The sequence below is a fragment of the Nonomuraea sp. NPDC049480 genome, assembly GCF_044465905.1.
Taxonomy (GTDB): Bacteria; Actinomycetota; Actinomycetes; order Streptosporangiales; family Streptosporangiaceae; genus Nonomuraea.
Window position 1 is genome coordinate 293,151 of record NZ_JBITMD010000006.1, and the last position, 18,531, is coordinate 311,681.

General features: G+C 71.9%; 14 protein-coding genes. 3 read left to right on the plus strand and 11 right to left on the minus strand.

From position 1 onward, the window contains the following. Positions 1 to 2: 2 nt before the first annotated feature. Genes ACIBX3_RS19940 through ACIBX3_RS19950 form a run of 3 tightly spaced genes read right to left on the minus strand, consistent with a single transcriptional unit; the run spans position 3 to position 2,987 of the window. A complete protein-coding gene (locus tag ACIBX3_RS19940; RefSeq protein WP_397118939.1) occupies positions 3 to 977 on the minus strand; it encodes a phosphotransferase family protein in 975 nt (324 codons plus the stop codon). Further along, positions 974 to 2,164, minus strand: a complete 1,191-nt coding sequence (locus ACIBX3_RS19945) for an acyl-CoA dehydrogenase family protein (protein ID WP_397118941.1) — start codon at positions 2,162 to 2,164, stop codon at positions 974 to 976. Before ACIBX3_RS19945 ends, ACIBX3_RS19940 begins: the two co-directional genes overlap by 4 nt. Positions 2,165 to 2,204: 40 nt before the next feature. Then, complete coding sequence (locus ACIBX3_RS19950) at positions 2,205 to 2,987, minus strand: CPBP family intramembrane glutamic endopeptidase (RefSeq protein WP_397118943.1); 783 nt, start codon at positions 2,985 to 2,987, stop codon at positions 2,205 to 2,207. Between the two features lie 183 nt (positions 2,988 to 3,170). Here ACIBX3_RS19950 and ACIBX3_RS19955 point away from each other — a divergent pair, with 183 nt between their 5' ends. Continuing rightward, positions 3,171 to 3,527, plus strand: a complete 357-nt coding sequence (locus tag ACIBX3_RS19955; protein WP_397118945.1) for a DUF6285 domain-containing protein — start codon at positions 3,171 to 3,173, stop codon at positions 3,525 to 3,527. 83 nt (positions 3,528 to 3,610) lie between these two features. Here ACIBX3_RS19955 and ACIBX3_RS19960 read toward each other — a convergent pair whose 3' ends face one another. Next, the gene (locus ACIBX3_RS19960) at positions 3,611 to 4,780 is read right to left on the minus strand and encodes an MFS transporter (protein ID WP_397118947.1); all 1,170 of its coding nucleotides are present in this window, start codon (positions 4,778 to 4,780) and stop codon (positions 3,611 to 3,613) included. Between the two features lie 93 nt (positions 4,781 to 4,873). Here ACIBX3_RS19960 and ACIBX3_RS19965 point away from each other — a divergent pair, with 93 nt between their 5' ends. Further along, complete coding sequence (locus tag ACIBX3_RS19965) at positions 4,874 to 7,669, plus strand: AAA family ATPase (RefSeq protein WP_397118949.1); 2,796 nt, start codon at positions 4,874 to 4,876, stop codon at positions 7,667 to 7,669. Between the two features lie 117 nt (positions 7,670 to 7,786). On the opposite strand, the gene mctP is transcribed toward ACIBX3_RS19965, so the two are convergent. The 3 genes from mctP to ACIBX3_RS19980 form a co-directional block, all read right to left on the minus strand. After that, positions 7,787 to 9,400, minus strand: coding sequence for a monocarboxylate uptake permease MctP (gene mctP / locus ACIBX3_RS19970; RefSeq protein ID WP_397118951.1), 1,614 nt, complete (start codon positions 9,398 to 9,400; stop codon positions 7,787 to 7,789). Next, positions 9,397 to 9,606, minus strand: coding sequence for a DUF3311 domain-containing protein (locus tag ACIBX3_RS19975; protein WP_397118952.1), 210 nt, complete (start codon positions 9,604 to 9,606; stop codon positions 9,397 to 9,399). Before ACIBX3_RS19975 ends, mctP begins: the two co-directional genes overlap by 4 nt. Before the next feature lie 223 nt (positions 9,607 to 9,829). Beyond that, positions 9,830 to 10,381 carry a VOC family protein gene (locus ACIBX3_RS19980; protein ID WP_397118954.1) on the minus strand — a complete coding sequence of 184 codons (552 nt, stop codon included), beginning with the start codon at positions 10,379 to 10,381 and terminating at the stop codon, positions 9,830 to 9,832. Positions 10,382 to 10,459: 78 nt separating this feature from the next. Between ACIBX3_RS19980 and ACIBX3_RS19985 the strand changes: the two genes are divergently transcribed. Further along, positions 10,460 to 11,353, plus strand: a complete 894-nt coding sequence (locus ACIBX3_RS19985) for an SDR family oxidoreductase (protein WP_397118956.1) — start codon at positions 10,460 to 10,462, stop codon at positions 11,351 to 11,353. On the opposite strand, the gene ACIBX3_RS19990 is transcribed toward ACIBX3_RS19985, so the two are convergent. The 4 genes from ACIBX3_RS19990 to ACIBX3_RS20005 all read right to left on the minus strand — a co-directional run bounded on the left by ACIBX3_RS19990 (position 11,344) and on the right by ACIBX3_RS20005 (position 18,439). Beyond that, entirely contained in the window at positions 11,344 to 12,294 is a 951-nt protein-coding gene (locus ACIBX3_RS19990; protein WP_397118958.1) for a helix-turn-helix transcriptional regulator, read from the minus strand. The genes ACIBX3_RS19985 and ACIBX3_RS19990 overlap by 10 nt on opposite strands. Beyond that, entirely contained in the window at positions 12,276 to 13,850 is a 1,575-nt protein-coding gene (locus ACIBX3_RS19995) for a CocE/NonD family hydrolase (RefSeq protein WP_397118959.1), read from the minus strand. The genes ACIBX3_RS19990 and ACIBX3_RS19995 overlap by 19 nt, the downstream gene beginning before the upstream one ends. Before the next feature lie 83 nt (positions 13,851 to 13,933). After that, positions 13,934 to 14,839 (minus strand): DUF4394 domain-containing protein, encoded by a 906-nt coding sequence (locus tag ACIBX3_RS20000; protein WP_397118961.1) that lies wholly within the window; start codon positions 14,837 to 14,839, stop codon positions 13,934 to 13,936. A gap of 105 nt (positions 14,840 to 14,944) precedes the next feature. After that, positions 14,945 to 18,439 (minus strand): S8 family serine peptidase, encoded by a 3,495-nt coding sequence (locus ACIBX3_RS20005; RefSeq protein WP_397118963.1) that lies wholly within the window; start codon positions 18,437 to 18,439, stop codon positions 14,945 to 14,947. Between the last annotated feature and the right edge of the window lie 92 nt (positions 18,440 to 18,531).

Below are 18,531 nucleotides of genomic sequence, written 5' to 3' on the forward strand. Positions count from 1 at the left end.
TGTCAAGCCTGCGTTTTGCGGCCCTCCCGGGGCAACGCATTTTCCGGCAGCATCCGCAGCAGGTCCCACTCGTTCTCGCAGACGCGGCGGCCGATCGCCGCCAGCTCCACCGAGCGGGCGCCGCCGCGCAGGTGCCGCATGGTCTGCATGACGCAGATGACTCCCCACTTGAGCACGCCGAAGATCTCCCACCAGAGCAGTGCGTCCCGGTCCACCGGCTCTCCGCCGGCCTGCTCGTACGCGTCGATCAGGTCGTCGTACGCGCCGAACCCGCCGACAGGCAGTGGCGAGCCGAACCGCCACGCCTTCACGCACAGCCACCCGAGGTCCTCCAGGGGGTCGCCGGCGTGGGCCAGTTCCCAGTCGAGCACCGCTCTGACGCCCTCGGGCCCGACGATGAGGTTGCCGTTGCGGAAGTCGCCGTGCACCACCGTGCGCCGCCCGGCGCGCGGCCGGGTGGCCGCCAGCCGGCGCAACGCCAGCTCGAACACCGGGTGCGGCTCGCCCAGCAGGTCCAGCACGTCGCGCCAGCGCCGCAGCGGGTCCTCCCCGTCGTCCGCCGGCACGCAGGACAGCGGCATCCGGTGGATGGCCGCCAGGGCCCGCCCGCACTGCGCCGCGAGCCGCGGCCGGGCGTAGGCGTAGGCGTCGTCGCGCAGGATCTTGCGCGGGATCGTCTCGCCGGGCACGCGGGTCATGAGGATGTACGACTCGCCGCTGGAGATGATGCGGGGCACCGGCACCCCGGCCGCGAACGCGGCCCGCATGAGCACCGCCTCCGCCGCCAGCGTGGCTCCCGCCTCCGGGGCGGCGCCGGGGGAGTCGAGCCGCAGGACCAGCTCGTGCCGCGTCCCGTCGGCCGCGGCGACGTCCAGCGCCCACGTCTCCCTGGAGGCCCCGCCGGGCAATCGGACGCGGTACGGGATCGCCGCCCCGGCTCCGAACACCGCGCCGACGATCTCCTCGACTCCGCTCATCTCAGGCCGAACTCCCAGTTGCCGCCAGCCGCGTACTCGCCCAGGATGCGCCGCCCCACCGAGTCGATGTGCACCTCGTCGGGCCCGTCGTAGATGCGCCCGGCCCGCGCGTGCCGGTACATGCGCTCCAGCGGCGTGTCGGGGGTGAGCCCCGCGGCGCCGTACACCTGGATGGCCCGGTCGATCACGTGGTGCAGCATGCGCGCCCCCACGACCTTGATCGCCCCGATCTCGACCCGCGCCTCCGATCCGGCGTCGACGGCCTCGGCGGCGTTGAGCGTGAGCAGCCGGGCGGACTGGATCTCGGCGTAGGAGTCGAAGACGTGCTGGCGCATGAGCTGCTTCCTGGCCAGGGGCTCGCCGAAGGCGGTGCGTTCGTGCAGCCGGCGGCACATGAGGTCGAAGGCCCGCTGCGCCTGCCCCAGCCAGCGCATGCAGTGGAAGATCCGGCCGGGCCCCAGGCGTTGCTGCGCGATGACGAACCCCTGCCCGCGCGGGCCGAGCAGGTTCGCGGCGGGCACGCGCACGTTCTCGTAGCGCACCTCGCAGTGCGCCCCGTCGAGCCCCAGCACGGGCGTCTCGCGGACGATCGTGTAGCCGGGCGTGCCGGTCGGCACCAGGATCATGGAGAAGCCCAGGTGTGGTGGAGCGTCCCGCTCGGTGCGGCACATCACGGTCGTGTACGCCGCCCGCGACGCCCCGGTCGTGAACCACTTGTGCCCGTTGATCACCCATTCGTCCCCGTCGAGCACGGCGGCCGTCTGGATCTGGGTGGGGTCGGAGCTGGAGATGGACGGCTCGGTCATGGCGAAGCTGGGCCAGATGTCGCCGCGCACCAGCGGCTCCAGGTAGCGTTCGCGCTGCTCGGGCGAGGCGTGCTCGTGCAGCATGAGCGAGTCCTGGAGCGTGAACGTGCCCAGCGCCAGCTGCCCGTACTCGCTGCGCCCCTGGACCTCGTTGACGTAGACGTAGTCGAGGAACGGCAGCCCGCCGCCGCCCAGCTCGCGCGGGTGGCCGAGTGCCCACAGGCCTTCCTTCTTGGCCTCGGCGCGCAGCTCGTCGAGGGCGGCCGCGGCGGCGGGGCCGCCCGCGTGCAGCACCGGCTCGGCCGGCTCGACCCGCTCGGTCATGAACGCGTGGACGGCGTCGCGAATCGGCCGGACACCGGCGGGCACGGCGAAGCTCATGAAATGATCTCAGCCGACAACCGTTGCCGCGTCAACGGCTTCAGGGCAGCCAGCTGACCTTGCCGCGCAGGAAGGCGTACCCGACGAAGGCCACGGTGTCGATGAGCGTGTGCGCCACCACCAGCGGCATCGCGCGCCCCCACCGCTGGTACAGCCGCCCGAACACCACGCCCATCACCACGTTCCCGACGAACCCGCCGAACCCCTGATACAGGTGGTACGACCCCCGCAAGAGCGATGACACCGCCACGGCCTTCCACGGTCCCCACCCGGCCTGCCCGAGGCGGTGAAGGAGATATCCGGCGACCAGCACCTCCTCCAGCACCCCGTTCTGCGCCGCCGCCAGCACCAGCACGGGCACCTGCCACCAGACCTCCGGCAGCGCCCCGGGAACGACCGTCAGGTTCACCCCCGACGCCCAGACCACGAGGTAGAAGGCCAACCCGCTGCCGCCGATCGCGGCCGCCAGCAGCGCCCCGCGCAGCGCGTCGCGGCGCGGCTCGCGCAGGTCGGCGCCGATCGTCCGCAGCGACTCCCCAGAGCGCACCAGCAGGTACGCCACCAGCCCGACCGGCGCGACGCTGATCGCGATCTGGACGAGCTGCAGTGTCAGGTCCAGCCACGGCCGCCCGGGAGCCATCGAGCCGACGAGCACGGCCTGCTGGCTCTTGAGCTCCTTCGGTGCGGTGAGCGCCCCGATCAGCCGCACGAACGCCACGAGGGCGCTGGCGCCGAGCGAGACCGACATCACGACGAAGATCTCGGTCCGGATGAGCCGGGGCCCGAGCACCGGAGCCAGGGCGGTGGGAGACTGTGCGCTCATGAGGCGCAGATTAGCCGCTATGCGATCGGACCCTGATAAAGCCCCCCAATCCCACGGACTCGGATAAGCCCTTATCCCACGGACCCGGACAAGCCCCCTGGCTCACCCCGGTCCTCTGGGCGGGGCCGGCCTCTGATGGCGGAGGCTTGTGGCGGGACGGGGCTCCTCTGCTAGAGAGGTCTTGTGACGCGAACAGAGCATTCCCCGCACGATGTGCCCACGGCGGCGCAGCTCGTGGCCGCCGTACGCGACTTCCTCCAGACCGACGTGCTGCCGGCCGTCGAGGGCCGGGTGCGCTTCCACACCCGGGTCGCGATCAACGTGCTCGGCATGGTCGAGCGCGAGATCGAGCTGGGCCCCGCCCAGGCGGAGGAGCACGCCGCGCGGTTGGCCGCCCTGGGCGTGGCCGACGACGCGGAGCTGGCCGCCGCCGTCCGCGAGGGCCGCGTCGCGGACGACCACGCGCTGGTCACCGCTCTGGAGCAGGCGGTACGCGCGAAGCTGGAGGTGGCCAACCCCGCCTACCTCGCGGGGGAGTGACCGGCGCGGCGTGCCGCGTCGAAGGACGGCCCTCGAGGTCGGCTCTCACACCTGGCAGCACCTTCCGCACGGCGCGCCGCAGGTCATCGTCCACTGATGGTCTTCCTTTCCGATCGTGTGTCGAGCCAGGAGGGGAGGAGGGCGAGGGCCAGCACGGCACCGACCAGCGCGAACCCCGCCGGATACCCGGCGGGTCCGGCCACGAGCCCGAACCCGGCGGCGCCGATCCCCATGCCGCCGTCGTAGGCGAGGTTCCACAGCGCGCTCACCCGGCCGAAGTCGGATGGGGAGGAGCGCGCGAACATCAGCGCCAGGGTCACGTTCTGGGCGGCGCCGAAGCCGGCGCCGAAGAGCGCCGCCCCCACGATCACCGCGTACGGGTTGCCGAGCCAGACGAGCGCGGCCATCCCGGCGACCGCGGCGAGCACCGCCGGCACCAGCAGGACGGACTGGCCGTGGCGGTCGCCGTAGCGGCCGGCCGCCCACCGTGCGAGCGGCATCGCACAGGAGTGTGCGAGCAGCGCCGTCGCGGCCGTCCCCGGTGAGCCGGTGGGGACGGCCAGCGGCAGGAACGTCAGCAGCACACCGGCCGCCAGCGTGACCGTCGCGAAGACGGTGACGGGCCGGGCGAGACCGGCGTGGCGCAGAGCGTGGAGGACGCCCCCATGCTGCTCGACCGGCGCCGCCTCTGCGGGAAGCCAGGGAATCCCGATCAGTGCGAGCAGCGCCAGCCCCGTCCCCGCGAGGAAGACCGGTCCGTAGCCGATGAGCGGCACCAGCCACAAGCCGATCGGCAGGCCGAGGATCGCGGGGATCCCGACGGCCACGCCGTACACGCCCAGCGCCTCGCCCCGGCGCTCGGCCGGAGCCAGCTCGGCCACCATGGCGGGTCCCGCCACGACCACGATGGCCAGGCCGGCCCCGCGCGCCAGGCTCGTGGCCAGCACCATCGGCAACGCGGACGACAGGACCAGCAGGACCGAGGGAACGCCGAGCAGGAGGACGCCCAGCGTCATGCCGGCGCGGTAGCCGTACCGGCCCAGCAACGCCGGCATGACCAGTTCCATGAGCACTGTCGCCAGCATGGTGACGCCGGTGGACAGCCCAGCGCCCATTTCCCCCGAACCGCCTGATGCCGTGTACAGCGGAACGATGGGAAGAAGCAGGTAGAAGCTCGTCATCGAGGCGAGCGAGGTCATCCCCAGGAAGACCATCGGACGGCTGAGCAGCGGTTGCGCTCCGGTTGGGATCACCGGGTCAGTCTCGTCAGAATGGCGGCCGGACGGATCGGGCGAATGCCCTATCCGGCATCCCTGGTTTTCATCCGGATCTGGGAGCCTGTGTCCATGGTCTTCGTAGGCAGGGACGCGGAGCTGGCCGCTCTGGGCGAGGCCTGCGCACGTGCCCGAGGAGGCTCGCCCGCCACCGTGCTGCTCGGCGGCGAAGCCGGGGTGGGCAAGACCCGGCTGATCGCCGAGTTCGCGGCGCCGCTGACCGGGCAGGCGCGGCTGCTCTCGGGCGACTGCCCCCAGATGGGCGAGAACGGCCTGGTGTTCGCGCCGTTCACCACCATGCTGCGTCATCTGCTGCGCGAGATCGGCGCGGACGGCTTCCTCCGCCTCCTGCCCCGTGGCGAGCCCGGTGAGCTGGGCAGGCTGCTGCCCCTCCTGGGCCGGCCCCCGGGCGACGGCGATCCGGCACTGACGCAGACGCGGCTCTTCGAAGAGATCCTCACTCTCTTCGAGAACCTCGCCGAGGACCGGCCCTTGGTGATCGTCGCCGAGGACGTGCACTGGAGCGATCGGTCCAGCCGGGAACTGCTCGACTTCCTCATCAGGAACCAGCAGGCGGCCGCGGCCTTCCTCCTGGTCGTGACCTACCGGAGCGACCAGCTGCACCGGAGGCATCCGCTCCGCCCGGTGCTGGCCGAATGGGATCGCAGGCCGTGGACGACCCGGATGGAGCTCGGCCGGCTCGGCAAGGGCGAGGTGGTCCGGCAGCTTCGCGGCCTGCTCGGTGGCGAGCCGGCCCCCGCGGTCGTCGAGGACGTCTTCCGGCGCAGCGAGGGCAACCCGCTGTTCGTCGAGGTGCTGTCGGCCCGGGAGGGCGCGCCGGTGCCCGTGTCCATCCGCGACCTGCTGATCACGCCGCTCGACAGGCTGCCGCCGGAGACCCGGCGGGTGGTTCAGGCCGCGGCCGTCGGCGGGGCCCGGGTCGGCCACGCGCTGCTGCGCACCGTCACCGGGCTGGACGACGCCGGCCTCACCGAAGCGCTGCGCCCAGCGGTGAGCGCGAACCTGCTCCTGATCGAGGAGGAGGGGTACGCGTTCCGTCATGCGCTGATCCAGGAGGTGCTCTACGACGACGTGCTTCCCGGAGAACTGGGGCACCTTCACGTACGCTATGCCGAAGCCCTGGAGCGGGACCCGGAGCTCGCCCCGCTGGGCCGGGCGGCGTACGAGTCGGCCCTGCACTGGCACGCCGCCAAGCACCGGCCGTCCAAGACACTGGCGGCCGCCCGCCGCGCCGCCGCCGAGGCCGCGGCGTCACTGGCGCACGCGGAACACCTGCACATGCTGCTTCGCGTACTGGAGCTGTGGGAGCAGGCGCCCGATCCGGCCACGTCCAGGGCCGAGGTGCTCGACGAGGCGATACGCGCCGCCATGGCCGCAGGCGAGAACGCGACCGCCCTCCACCTGGTCGAGACGGCGCTCGCGGCCGATGCCGATCCTGCGCGCGCCGGCTGGCTGATCGCCCACCGCGGCGAGCTACGCCACCTCCTCGGCATGCCGGGCGACCTGGACGATCTACGCGAAGCCGCTCGTCTGACACCGCGCGGGCATCCGGCACGCGCGACCGTACTCAATCTGCTCGCCCATCGCCTCCTCACGGTCCCCCACGAAGCCGAAGGCCGCGTCGCCGCCCGCGAGGCGCTGGAAGCGGCGCGGGCCGCGGGCGATGCCAAGGCCGAGGTCATCGCCACCGTCAACCTGACGTACGCGCGGGCACGCGCCGGCGACCTCGACGCGCAGCTGCCCCACCTGATCGACGCCCAGGCGACCGCCCGCCGCATGGGCGACCAGGGCGCGCTCCTGCACGCCCATCGTTGTGAGGCGGACGTCCTGCAGGGCGCCGGCAGATACGACGAGGCGGCCGAGGCGGCCCGCCAGGGACTCGCCGCCGCCACGCGGTCGGGCCTCGCCCGTACGGCGGGCCCGACCCACGCGGGGAACCTCGCGGAGGCGCTGATCGCGCTGGGCCGGTGGGACGAGGCCGCCGAGATCGTCGAGCACGCTCTGCGTCTCAGCCCGACACCCAGCCTCGGCGCGTACCTGATGGTGCTGGCCGGCACGATCGCGCTGGCCAGAGGCGACCTCGGAGCCGCCGAGGACGCCGCGGCCCACGCCTGCGCAGTCTTCACCGCAGGCACGTCCTATGCCCAGGACCACCTCTTGCTGGTGCGTCTGGAGGTGGATCTCCGCAAAGCGCAGGGGCGCACGGCCGACGCCGCGCGACTGGTGGAGGAGGCGCTGAGCAGCGGGAAGACCAGCCCGCGTTACCTGTGGCCCGTGATCGAAGCGGGCGCGTCCCTGTCCGTGCCCGGCCTGCCCGAGACCGCGGCCGCGCTGCCGGCCATCGGGCCCGTCCAAGAAGCCCACCGCCTGGCCTGCACCGCCGAAGCCGGACGGCCGGACCTGTGGCAATGCGTCGCGGCCGCGTGGACGGATCTTCGTCAGCCATACCCTCAGGCCCTGGCCTTGCTGCGAGCCGCGGAACGCGCCGCGGAAGCGGGAGACCGCTCCGCGGCCTCCTCCCATCTGGCCGACGCCGCCCGGGAGGCGGACCGCCTGCGAGCAGAGCCCCTGCGTGCCCGGATCGAACGGCTGGCGCGGCTGGCTCGGATCCCCCTCGTCGCGCAGGGCGAGACCGGCCCGGCCGAGGAGCGCGGCTTCGGCCTCACACCGCGCGAGCGGGAGGTGCTGCGGCTGCTCGCCGACGGCCGCACCAACCGGCAGATCGCCGAGGAGCTGTTCATCTCGGTCAAGACGGCGGGTGCGCACGTGAGCAACATCCTGGCCAAGCTGGGCGTACGCGGCCGGGTCCAGGCCGCCACGGCCGCCCATCGGCACGAGTTGATCTAGTTGGCCCGTCCTCGCCGGGGCCGGGCGTGTGCTCTCACGTTTGTCGACGGCACCCCGCCTCGCGGGGGAGTGACCCGGCGGCCCGCCCCCCGGGGGACGGGGGCGGACCGCCGGGGGTCAGTGCGAGCCGGCCAGATCCAGGTCGTCCTTGACCTTGGGATCGCCCTCGTCGAGGAAGTAGTCGTCGCGCGAGGTCGCGTCCGGCCCGTCGGCCACCTTGAGCGCCCGGAACAGCAGCGTGCCGAGCGCCGCCACCACCAGGTTGACGATCACTGCCACGAACCCGACGTAGATCGTCATCTTGGTGTCGAACCCGAAGTTGGCCAGCGGGAAGGCCGAGCCGCCGAAGTGGGCCTTGCCGGTGGCCGGGTTCGGGATGAGGTACAGCATCCACATGCCCGCCGCCAGGCCGGCCGCCCAGCCCGCCATCAGGCCGCCCTTGTGGAACCAGCGCGTGTAGAGGCCGAGCGCCACCGACGGCAGCGTCTGCAGGATGATCACGCCGCCGATGAGCTGCAGGTCGATGGAGAACTGCGGGTCCAGCACCAGGATGCACAGCACCGCGCCGACCTTGACCACGAGCGAGACCAGCTTGGAGACCTTGGCCTCCTGGGCGTCCGTGGCGTCCTTGTTGAGGTACTCGCGGTAGATGTTGCGGGTGAACAGGTTGGCCGCCGCGATCGACATGATCGCCGCCGGGACCAGCGCGCCGATGCCGATCGCCGCGTAGGCCACGCCCGCGAACCAGTCGGGGAACATCTGGTCGAACAGCTGCGGCACGATCGTGTTGGCGTCCGGCTTGCCGTTGGCGTTCATGACCGGCTTGGTGCCGGCCGCGATCGCCATGTAGCCGAGCAGCGCGATCAGGCCGAGCAGGAGGCTGTAGGCGGGCAGCGCCGACATGTTCCGCTTGATCACATTGCGGTTCTTGGAGGCCAGCACGCCGGTGAGGCTGTGCGGGTACAGGAACAGCGCCAGCGCCGAGCCGAAGGCCAGGGTGATGTACTGCAGCTGGTTGGCGGCGTTGAGGGTGATCCCGTCGCCTTGCGCGGGGGAGGCGTCGAACTTGGCCTTCGCCGCGTCGAAGATCGACCCCCAGCCGCCGAGCTTGGCCGGGATGTAGATGACCGCCGCCAGGATCACGATGTAGATCAGCGTGTCCTTGACGAAGGCGATCAGGGCGGGGGCGCGCAGGCCCGACTGGTAGGTGTAGGCCGCCAGGATCGCGAAGGCGATGATGATCGGCAGATGCCCGGTGACGCCCATCGACTTCAGCACGGCCTCGATGCCGACGAGCTGCAGCGCGATGTACGGCATGGTCGCCACGAGCCCGGTGATCGCCACCAGCAGCGCCAGCGTCGGCGACCCGAAGCGGGCGCGTACGAAGTCGGCCGGCGTGACGAACCCGTGCACGTGCGACACCGACCACATCCTGATCAGGACCAGGAACACCAGCGGGTAGATGATCACGGTGTACGGCACGGCGAAGAAGCCCATGGCCCCCGCGCCGAACACCAGCGCGGGCACCGCCACGAACGTGTAGGCGGTGTACAGGTCGCCGCCCACCAGGAACCAGGTGATCCAGGAGCCGAAGTTCCGGCCCCCCAGGCCCCACTCGTTCAGGCTCTCGATGGTCTCGGGCCGCCGCCAGCGGGCCGCGACGAACCCCATGCCGCTGACGACCAGGAACAGCAGGGCGAAGACGACCAGCTCGGTCGTGTGCCCGCTCATTTGGTCATCCTGTAGACGATGGTCGTCGAGACGACGCCGGCTCCGATGAAGGCGAGCTGCAGCCAGTAGAACAGCGGGAAGCCGAACAGGCGGGGCTCGTCGGCGTTGAACAGGAACGTCAGCAGCGGCAGCACGATCGGCACGACCAGCAGCCAGTTCCAGGGGCTGCGGTCGGTGCGCGGCTGTCCGGGGTCCCCGGTGGTCATCGACCCTCCGATGCATGGGCGGATAGGCAACGGAGGGAGCGTAACTTTACGGTGGCATTAAACCCAATGACCGTAATGTTACGGTTTGGCCTAAATGTCGGGATGGCGTCTCGAGCCGTGAGACACAGGCATGACTGCGCGGACCCCGCCCTCGCACATTAGTTACGGACAGGACGCCCGCTGTTCATCGATCGCCGAATGGTCGGTTACTCGCGCCGAACGGTCAGCCCGCGGTCCGGTCGGCGGCCGTCTTCGGCTCGTGCCGCACGTCGCCGGGCTGCCCGACCTGACGCGTCCACGCGGCGAACTCGACCAGGATGCCGTCGGGGTCCTTGAAGTAGATCGACCGGACGAAGACCCCGTCGTGCATCTCGGCCGCCACGCCGAACTCGCTGTCGTCGTGGTTGAGCAGCACGCCCACGTCGACGCCTTTGGCGACGAGCCGGTCGCGGTACTCCTCGATCTTCTCCGGCGGCACGTCGAACGCGATGTGGTTCATCGAGCCGACCGCCGACAGCAGCTCACCCCGGTCGGGCAGGTTGCGCGGCGCCGACACGCCCGGAACGCCGTCGGGCGCGTCCGGGAACCAGAAGAACGCCAGCGCGTTCCCGCCGCCGCAGTCGAAGAAGAAATGCTGGCCCCAGCCCATGGGCAGCTCGATCGTCTTGATCAACGGCATGCCCAGCACGCCGGAGTAGAAGCCGACCGTCTGCTTCATGTCGGAGCAGACCAGCGCGACGTGGTTGACCCCGCGGAGCTCGAATTCGCTGTTCATAGTAACTCCGTGCTTATCACAGCGTTCCAGATGAAAACATGACATGAGGTGTCCTCTTTTCGCGGAACGATCGGTCGCATGATTGCTTTGGTGGCGGGGGCGACCCGCGGCACGGGACGGGGAATAGCGGTCGCGCTGGGCGCGGCCGGCGCGACGGTCTACTGCACGGGCAGGAGCACCCGGGAGGGGCGCTCGGAGATGAACCGGCCGGAGACCATCGAGGAGACGGCGGAGCTGGTCACGGCGGCCGGCGGCACGGGCATCGCGGTCCGGGTCGACCACCTGGACCCGCACCAGGTCCAGGCGCTGGCCGGGCGCGTGGACGAGGAGCAGGGACGGCTCGACGTGCTGGTCAACGACGTGTGGGGCGGCGACCACCTGTGGGAGTGGTCCACTCCGGTGTGGAAGCACGACATGGACAAGGGGTTCCGGCTGCTCCGGCTGGCGATCGACACCCACGTCATCAGCAGCCGCTTCCTGCTCCCGCTGCTGATCAGGAACGCCGGCGGGCTGGTCGTGGAGGTCACCGACGGCACCTGGGCGTTCAACGAGACCCGCTACCGGGAGAACGTCTACTACGACCTGGCCAAGATGTCGGTGAACCGGCTGGCGTTCGCCTGGTCCAACGAGCTGCGCCCGCACGGCGGGACGGCGGTGGCGATCACGCCCGGGTTCCTGCGCTCGGAGGCCATGCTGGAGAACTTCGGCGTCACCGAGGACAACTGGCGCGAGGCGAAGGGCGTGGACAGCGCCTGGCAGGTCTCCGAGACGCCCGCCTACGTCGGCCGCGGCGTCGCCGCGATCGCCGCGGACCCGGACAAACAGCGCTGGTCGGGCAAGTCTGTGGACAGCGGGCAGGTGGCCGAGGCGTACGGCCTCACGGACGTGGACGGCAGCCGCCCGCAGGTGTGGCGCTACATCACCGAGGTGGTCGAGACCGGCAAGAAAGCCGACCCGGCCGACTACCGCTGATCACGGTAGAGCGCGGCGGTGCGGGCGGCGGCCTCGGCGACCATCGCCCGCAGCTCCGGCGGATCCAGCACCTCCGCCTCCGGCCCGAACCGCAGCACCTGCGAGTACGCCACCTCAACCGACTCCACGGCCAGCCGCACGGTCCCGTCCGGCCGCAGCGAGGCGAGCGCGTCGGCCAGCGCGGCCGGGTCGGCGATGTGCCGCAGCATCCGCCGCCCCCGCTCGCTGAGCCGCAGCGTGACCACCTCGCGCAGCAGCGAGCGGGTGAACTCCGCCGACCGCTCCGCCCAGAAGCCGGCCAGGTCGAACTCCGGGTCCCGGTCGAAGGACTCGGGAAGCACGGTGATCCCGCCGAACCGGTCCACCCGGAACGTCAGGAACCGCCTCCCCAGCCGGGCGGCCAGGTACCAGACGCCCGCCTTCAGCACCAGCCCGTACGGCTCCAGCGTGCGCTCGGTGCCCCGGTACGCGGCGCTCACCCGGCGGTCGTTCCACACCGCCCTGGCCAGCGGCGCGAGCGCGGACGGCGGCGGGTCGTCGCCGGCGAACCAGCCCGGCGCGTCCAGGTGGAAACGTTGCGCCGCGGTCGCCGGGGCGTCGCGCAGGGCCGGGGACAGGGCGGCGGCCGCCTTCAGCCGGGCGGTCGCCGCCACGTCCTGCAGCCCCATCTCGCGCATCGCGGCCGGGACGCCCGACAGGAACAACGCCTCGGCCTCGGCCCGGTCCAGCCCGGTCAGCCGGGTGCGGTACCCGTCGAGCAGCCGGTAGCCGCCGCCCCGGCCGCGGTCGGCGTACACCGGCACGCCGGCCGCCGACAGCGCCAGCACGTCGCGGTGCACGGTCCGTTCGGAGACCTCCAGCTCCTTGGCCAGCTCGGCCGCCGTCATCCCGCCCCGGCCCTGCAGCAGCAGGACCAGCGACATCAGCCGCGAGGCGCGCACAGCGGGAACACCACGGCGGAGGGGAGGTCAGGGGAGTGGAAGACCTCGACGTCGTTGGGCACCATCGGCCCGCCCGCGCCGAGCGGGTCGCCGGTGCCGGGATTGCGGGCGATCGTCGGGTACGCCCCGGCCGCCACGTGCACCCGGATCCGGTGGCCGCGCCGGAACCGATGCGCGATCGGCCACAGGTCCAGCTCCACCCGCCGCACGTCATCGGCGGACGGGCCCAGGCGGCGCACGCCCTCGCACACGTTGAACGAGCGCCCGTCCGGCCACACGTCGCACACCCGCACCACCACGTCCACGTACGGGGTGCTGGAGCGGACGAACATCTCCGCGCGCACCGGCCCGATCATCTCCACGTCGGACGCGAGCGCGGGAGAGCTGTAGACCAGCACGTCGCGGCGCTGCTCCAGCCGCCGCTGGTCACGCGGCCGGGAGTCGCTCAGCAGCGTCGGCCCGCCGATGATCGGCGTCGGATGGCCGGGGTGGTAGCGGAATCGGTCAGGCCCGGCCTCGCGCGGGCCCTCCACGCCGAGGCCGAACCCGTGCTGCAGGTGCCAGCGCCGCTCGCGCACGCCCGGCACCGGCCAGTCGGGGTAGTCGCGCCACTCCTCGGCTCCCGTCACGTAGAGCCGCACCGGGTCGGGACGCAGCCGCGACGGGTCGCCCAGCAGGTGCGCGCGGAACCACGCCGACGCCTCCACCATGGTGGGCCAGGCGTGGCGCCGGTCGATGTGGTACCAGGGGCCGATCGTCAGATACGGCCGCCGGCCCGCCGCCCGCATGGCCGCGTAGTCCTTGAGCTGCCATGGCAGGAACACGTCGTACCAGCCGCCCAGCATGGTGACGGCCGCGTCCACCTCGCCGACCTTCGGGGAGAAGTCGCGCCGGCTCCAGTACGGCCCCGCCGGGTCCGCGTGGTGCGTCACCAGGTCCTGGAAGAACCGCAGCGGCCGGCCCGCCGAGACCAGGTCCAGCTCGGCCACCGGGCGGCCGGTCAGCACGGCCTTGCGGGTGAGCCGGGGCGCGGTCCACATCGCGGTCCCGCCGAAGCGGCGCAGCATGCCGTCGGTGAGCGTGGTCCAGCTCAGCGCCGACTCCAGCGCGAACGCGCCGCCCACGTAGGCGGCGTCCCTGAACTGGGACGCGGTGATCTGCGTGGCCATGGCCTTCAGATCGGGCCCGGCGTAGGGGGCGATCGCCCACTGCGTGTAGCCGAGGTAGGAGGGGCCGAACATGGCGAACGAGCCGCCGTACCAGGGCTGCCGGCGCAGCCACTCGACGGTGGCCAGGCCGTCGTCGTGCTCGTCGCCGAGTGGGTCGAGCAGGCCGCCCGAGCCGAAGCCGCCCCGGCAGCTCTGGATCACGGCGTGCATGCCCTGCCGGGCGAAGCCGCGGGCGAACAGCCCGAACAGGCCGCGCCTGCCGTAGGGGGAGCGCATCAGGACGACAGGGGCCGGCCGGCCGCCGGCGGGGGCGTAGTGGTCGGCCAGCAGGCTCACGCCGTCGGCCATCGGCACCGGAAGATCACGCTCGAGCCGCACGCGTCTCATGTACTAACCAGTAACAGATGCCGCCCGGTCTGCGGTAGCCCGGGCGCATCCATGACTATCTGTCCAGGACTACCTGTCCGTGACTACCTGTCCAGCTGGACGGCGATGTCACTCACCTGCCGCCCGGCGGGGAACGTTCCGACCAGGTGGGCCATGCCGGTCAGCGCGTTGACCGTGTAGAAGCGGTAGGCGCCCCTGACCTTGATCGTGGCGTACGGGGTGTTCGACACCGTCACGCCGTTCCGCAGCATGCTGTAGATGTCGAAGCCGGCGTCGGTGGCGGCGTCCACGCCCAGCTTGCCGGTGGGCGCCAGGTTGCCCGCGTTGGCGGGGGACTGCGCGGACACCTGGTCGCCCATGGTGTCCAGGTCGAACAGGGTGGTCGCGGTGGCCGCGTTCAGGTCGTTGTTGGTGTACGCGGCGGCGGTCACGCCGGTCGCGGTCGCCCCGGTCGTGGCAGGCGGCACGGGCGGGTTGGTGAGCGTGCCGTCGGCGGCGGTCTTGCCCCTGGCGGGCGCGCCGTTCGGGTCGTCCAGGTTGTGGCGCAGGTTCTGTCCGGTGTCGCTGATCACGCGCAGCCGGTTGGCGGCCGGGTTGAAGTCGACCCCGAACGTCTTGCCCTTGAGCGCCACGGTCAGCTGCGACACCTTGGTCGCCCTGGCCCGGCTGTCCAGCGTGTAGACGCCGCCCTTGTCGCCGACCGCGTACAGCTTGCCGTTCTGAACCCGGTAGTCGATGCCGACGGCCTTCCTGTCGCCCTTGAGGCCGCTGATCCTGCCGGCCCGGTTCACGTCGCCCGGCCGGTCGGCCCGGAAGACCACCAGATCGCCGGTGGTCGTGAGGCCGGCCACGAGCGGGGCGGCGGTCGTGACGTCGGCCGCGAGCGGGGCGGCGCTCCGGGCCTGAGCCTGCGCGGGCCCAGCCCAGGAAGCGGCCAGAACCGCGCCCCCGCCGAGGACCGCCACGGCGAGCGCAACGTGCTTACGCATCCAGAACTCCTTATGTGAGAGGTGCCTTGCCCCTTTCTTCGCGGCTCCGGGCGTTCTGGATGAGAGCCCGCCCCGGTTTTCGATCAGGGCGGGCTCACGGACGCGCTACGGGGTCGTCCGGTCGGACCGCTCGGAGATCCGGATCGCGTTGACGATCGTCGAGCCCTGGCGGGTGGCGAAGCGCACGTTGAGCTGGCCGTCGGTGACCTTCACCGTGTACTGCCGGGCCACGGCCGTGTACGTGCCCGCCTCCAGCGCCAGGTCGAGCGCCGGGATCGCGAGCTGCCCCTCGACCAGCACGTCGAACACGCGCTTACCCATCTGCGTGTTCCTGATCTCCGCGAAGTCCAGCTCGACGGTGTACGTGCCGGCGGGCACGCCGTCGAAGCGGTACTCCAGCATGCCCTCGCGGGCGGTCCTGAACAGGGCCTGCTCATCGGTCCCCGCGATGGTCCTGGACGTGCTCTGCGTCCGGTTCTGGGTGGCGACGTAGCCGTGGGAGCCCTGGACGTACTTCCTGTCGGCCGTCCAGGCGTCGCCGGCGCCGTCGGTCAGCCCCTTGTTCGCGCCCACGTCGATCGCCACCTGGTGCTTGGGCACCACGACCGTCACCTTGATCTCGATGGCCGGCTGCCGGCCGCTGGCCGACTTGACGATCAGCTTGCCCGCGCGCAGCGCGCCGGGCGCGACGCCGGCGCTGGAGACCGTGACCCGCAGCGTCACCGCCTGTCCCTTGGCCAGCTCGCCCGCCGTCGGGGTCACGCTCGCCCAGGGCTCCCCGGTCACCGTGTACGCGGTCGGCGAGCCGAGGTTCGTCAGCTGCAGCGTCCGCGTACGCGTGGACTCGCCCGGCATGACCACGGTCAGCTCCGCCGCCGACGCGCTCACCCGGCCGGTGACCAGCGCCGTGTCGATCCGCGTCACCGTGCCCGGCGCGACCGTGACGGCCTTCGTGAAGGTGCCGTAGTGCTCCTTGGACACCACGATCTCGTAGTCGCCGGAGGGCACCTGCCCGTAGAACGCGCCGTCCGCGCCGGTCGTGAACGTCGCCACGTCCCCGATCTCGACCGTCGCGCCCGCCAGCGGCTCGCCGTCGTTGGCGTCGGTGACCGCGCCGGTGACCAGGCCGTGCCTGCTGGCCGTGAACGCGATGCCCTGCCCGCCGGACAGCGCGGCCTCCTCGTAGGAGTACAGCAGCGCGTCCGTCCCGGCGGCGTTCTCGATGCCGACCGTGGCGCTCGTGCCCTGCTCGCGCTCGCTCTCGACGTCCTTGTACCGGAACCCGATCGAGCCGTCCTCGCCCAGCAGCGCCGCGAACGAGATCCGCTGCGCGGTGTCGCTGTAGAAGTTGACGTTGCGCCACTCCACCACGAACACCCGGTGCGGCGCCGTCCCCGTCACCGCCGTGTAGACCCCGGCCTGCGCGTCCACGGTCAGGTCGTCCCAGTACGGGTAGACCGCGTTGTTCGGCGTGCCCGTGGTGGGCAGCCGGCCGTTGCTCGCGGTGGTGACCCGGTCCGCGGCGAACGTGAGGTACCCGTTCGTGGCGATCCACGCCTTGCTCTGGCCCGCGCCGTAGAACGGGACCGGGAACGGCAGCGTCACCTGGACCGCCTCGTCGTCGCCGGTCAGCGCCAGCTTCTCGGTGCCCGCCACGTACGCCTCGGCCCCGCTGCGGCACGTGTAGCCGAAGCCGTCGCCGCGCAGCGGCAGCTCGACGTCCTTGACCACGTCACCGGCGACGGTCACGGCCGCGGTCGTGCCGCTGGAGCAGCGGGAGACGGGCGTGATCGTCAGGTCGTACGTCCCGTGGGGCAGCGTCATGCTGTAGCGGCCGTTCGCGTCGGTGACCGCGCTGACCGGCGTGCCCTCGGCCAGCACCGTGGCGCCGCGCTCGGGCGTGCCCGCCGTGGTGACCGCCCCGGACACCACGCCCGCCGGCTTCCGCGTCATCGGCACGTCCGCGGTCGCGGCCTGCGCGGCGGTGATCGTCACGGTGGCGGTGGCGGTGTCGTAGCCGAACTTCGCCGCGCTGACCTCATAGGAGCCGGTCAGCAGGCGCGGGATGGCGTACGTGCCGTCCGCGCCGGTGGTGACCGTGCGGCTCATCGGGCCCGACACCGTGACCGTGACCCCGGCCAGCGGCGCGCCCTCCACGGTGACGGTGCCGCTCAGGTCGCCGACCTCGCCCGCGGGGGCGGAGCGGACGGCGGCGTACGTGTCGAGCCGGCCCTCGCCCCAGATGTTGTTGTCGGCCGCGGTGCCGCCGCAAGCGGTGTCGGCGACGTCCACGGCGCTGCCGTCGAGCAGCGGCCGGGTGGCGGCGATGTCGCCCTGCAGCCCGGGCGCGGCCGACCAGATCAGCGCCACCGTGGCCGCCACGTGCGGCGAGGCCATGGACGTGCCCGTGTAGGTGTCATAGGTGTTGCCCGGGGTGGAGGAGCGCACGTTGACGGCGGGCGCGGCGATGTTCGGCTTGATCTCGCCGCCCTCGCCCTCGCCCTTGCTCGACCGGTTGTACAGGGCGTTGTTCACGTCGAAGCCGCCCGCGCTGTAGCTGATCGCGTACTGGCCGGGCGAGCCGGAGGTGTCGCAGCCCGGCCCCTCGTTGCCGTTGGCGAACGCCGGGAAGATCCCGGCCGCGATCCACGCCTCGACCGTCTCCTTGTACCAGGGGTCGAAGCCCTCGCCGCCCCAGGAGTTGTTGACGATGTCGGGCGCCAGGTCCGGGCGCGGGTTGCGGCCGGACAGGTCGGTGGGCGCCAGGATCCACTGGCCGGCCGCGAGCAGGGACGCGTCGGTGCAGGTGTTGAGCTCGCAGCCCTTGGCGGCGATCCACTTCGCGCCCGGCGCGACGCCGATGCCGCCGGCGCCGGCCAGGGTGCCCGTGACGTGCGTGCCGTGGCCGTTGTTGTCGCACGGCGCGGAGGTCGGGCAGACGCGCGCCGGGTCGAACCAGTTGTAGTCGTGCGTCACCGAGCCGTCCGGGTTTTTGCCCCGGTAGCTCGCGGCCAGCTCGGGGTGGTCGAACTGGACGCCGGAGTCGATGGTGGCGAGCACGATGCCCTCGCCCCGGTTGCCCGTCTCGGACCACACGCGCGGGGCGCCGACCCGGTCGATGTTCCACTCGATCGCGTCCACCTTGGCCTCGGCCTTGCCGGGCACGGGCTTGGGCAGGGCGACCGTGCGGACCGGGTCGATGCGCTCCACCTCGGGCAGCTTGGCGATCTCGCCGGCCAGCTTCTCGTCGGCGGTCACGCGTACGGCGTTGACGATCCAGTAGGAGGTGTAGTCGGCGGCACGGGCGTCCAGCAGTTTGCGCAGGCCCTCCTGGGAGGACTCGGCGCGCTCGGTCTTGGCCTCGAAGACCAGCTCGGCCTTGGCCTGTTTGGTGGCGGCCCGGCGGGCGCCGCTCAGGTCGGCGGCCCCCTTCATCCGGACCCAGAAGGTGGCCTTGCCGTCCTGGTCCAGCGTGGACTGGACGACCGTGTCGATCTTGCCTGGATCCGGGGCCGCGTGGACCGCGGCCTGCGGGACGAATAAACCGGCGAGGGTGATGATCCCGGCCAGGATCGCACGCCGGCTAAGGGTGGTGGGCACGCGCTCTCCTTCACGACATTGGGGGAGAGGTGATCTTTACGCCTCTGTCGAGAAGAGTGAAGCGATCTTGTCGGGAAAGCAAGAACTTGTCG

What these genes read in the sequence shown, in the direction of transcription:
- ACIBX3_RS19940 (WP_397118939.1), bottom strand. Translation starts at nt 977, where the DNA reads ATGAGCGGAGTCGAGGAGATCGTCGGCGCGGTGTTCGGAGCCGGGGCG.
- ACIBX3_RS19945 (WP_397118941.1), bottom strand. Translation starts at nt 2,164, where the DNA reads ATGAGCTTCGCCGTGCCCGCCGGTGTCCGGCCGATTCGCGACGCCGTC.
- ACIBX3_RS19950 (WP_397118943.1), bottom strand. Translation starts at nt 2,987, where the DNA reads ATGAGCGCACAGTCTCCCACCGCCCTGGCTCCGGTGCTCGGGCCCCGG.
- ACIBX3_RS19965 (WP_397118949.1), top strand. Translation starts at nt 4,874, where the DNA reads ATGGTCTTCGTAGGCAGGGACGCGGAGCTGGCCGCTCTGGGCGAGGCC.
- mctP (WP_397118951.1), bottom strand. Translation starts at nt 9,400, where the DNA reads ATGAGCGGGCACACGACCGAGCTGGTCGTCTTCGCCCTGCTGTTCCTG.
- ACIBX3_RS19975 (WP_397118952.1), bottom strand. Translation starts at nt 9,606, where the DNA reads ATGACCACCGGGGACCCCGGACAGCCGCGCACCGACCGCAGCCCCTGG.
- ACIBX3_RS19980 (WP_397118954.1), bottom strand. Translation starts at nt 10,381, where the DNA reads ATGAACAGCGAATTCGAGCTCCGCGGGGTCAACCACGTCGCGCTGGTC.
- ACIBX3_RS19985 (WP_397118956.1), top strand. Translation starts at nt 10,460, where the DNA reads ATGATTGCTTTGGTGGCGGGGGCGACCCGCGGCACGGGACGGGGAATA.
- ACIBX3_RS19995 (WP_397118959.1), bottom strand. Translation starts at nt 13,850, where the DNA reads ATGAGACGCGTGCGGCTCGAGCGTGATCTTCCGGTGCCGATGGCCGAC.
- ACIBX3_RS20000 (WP_397118961.1), bottom strand. Translation starts at nt 14,839, where the DNA reads ATGCGTAAGCACGTTGCGCTCGCCGTGGCGGTCCTCGGCGGGGGCGCG.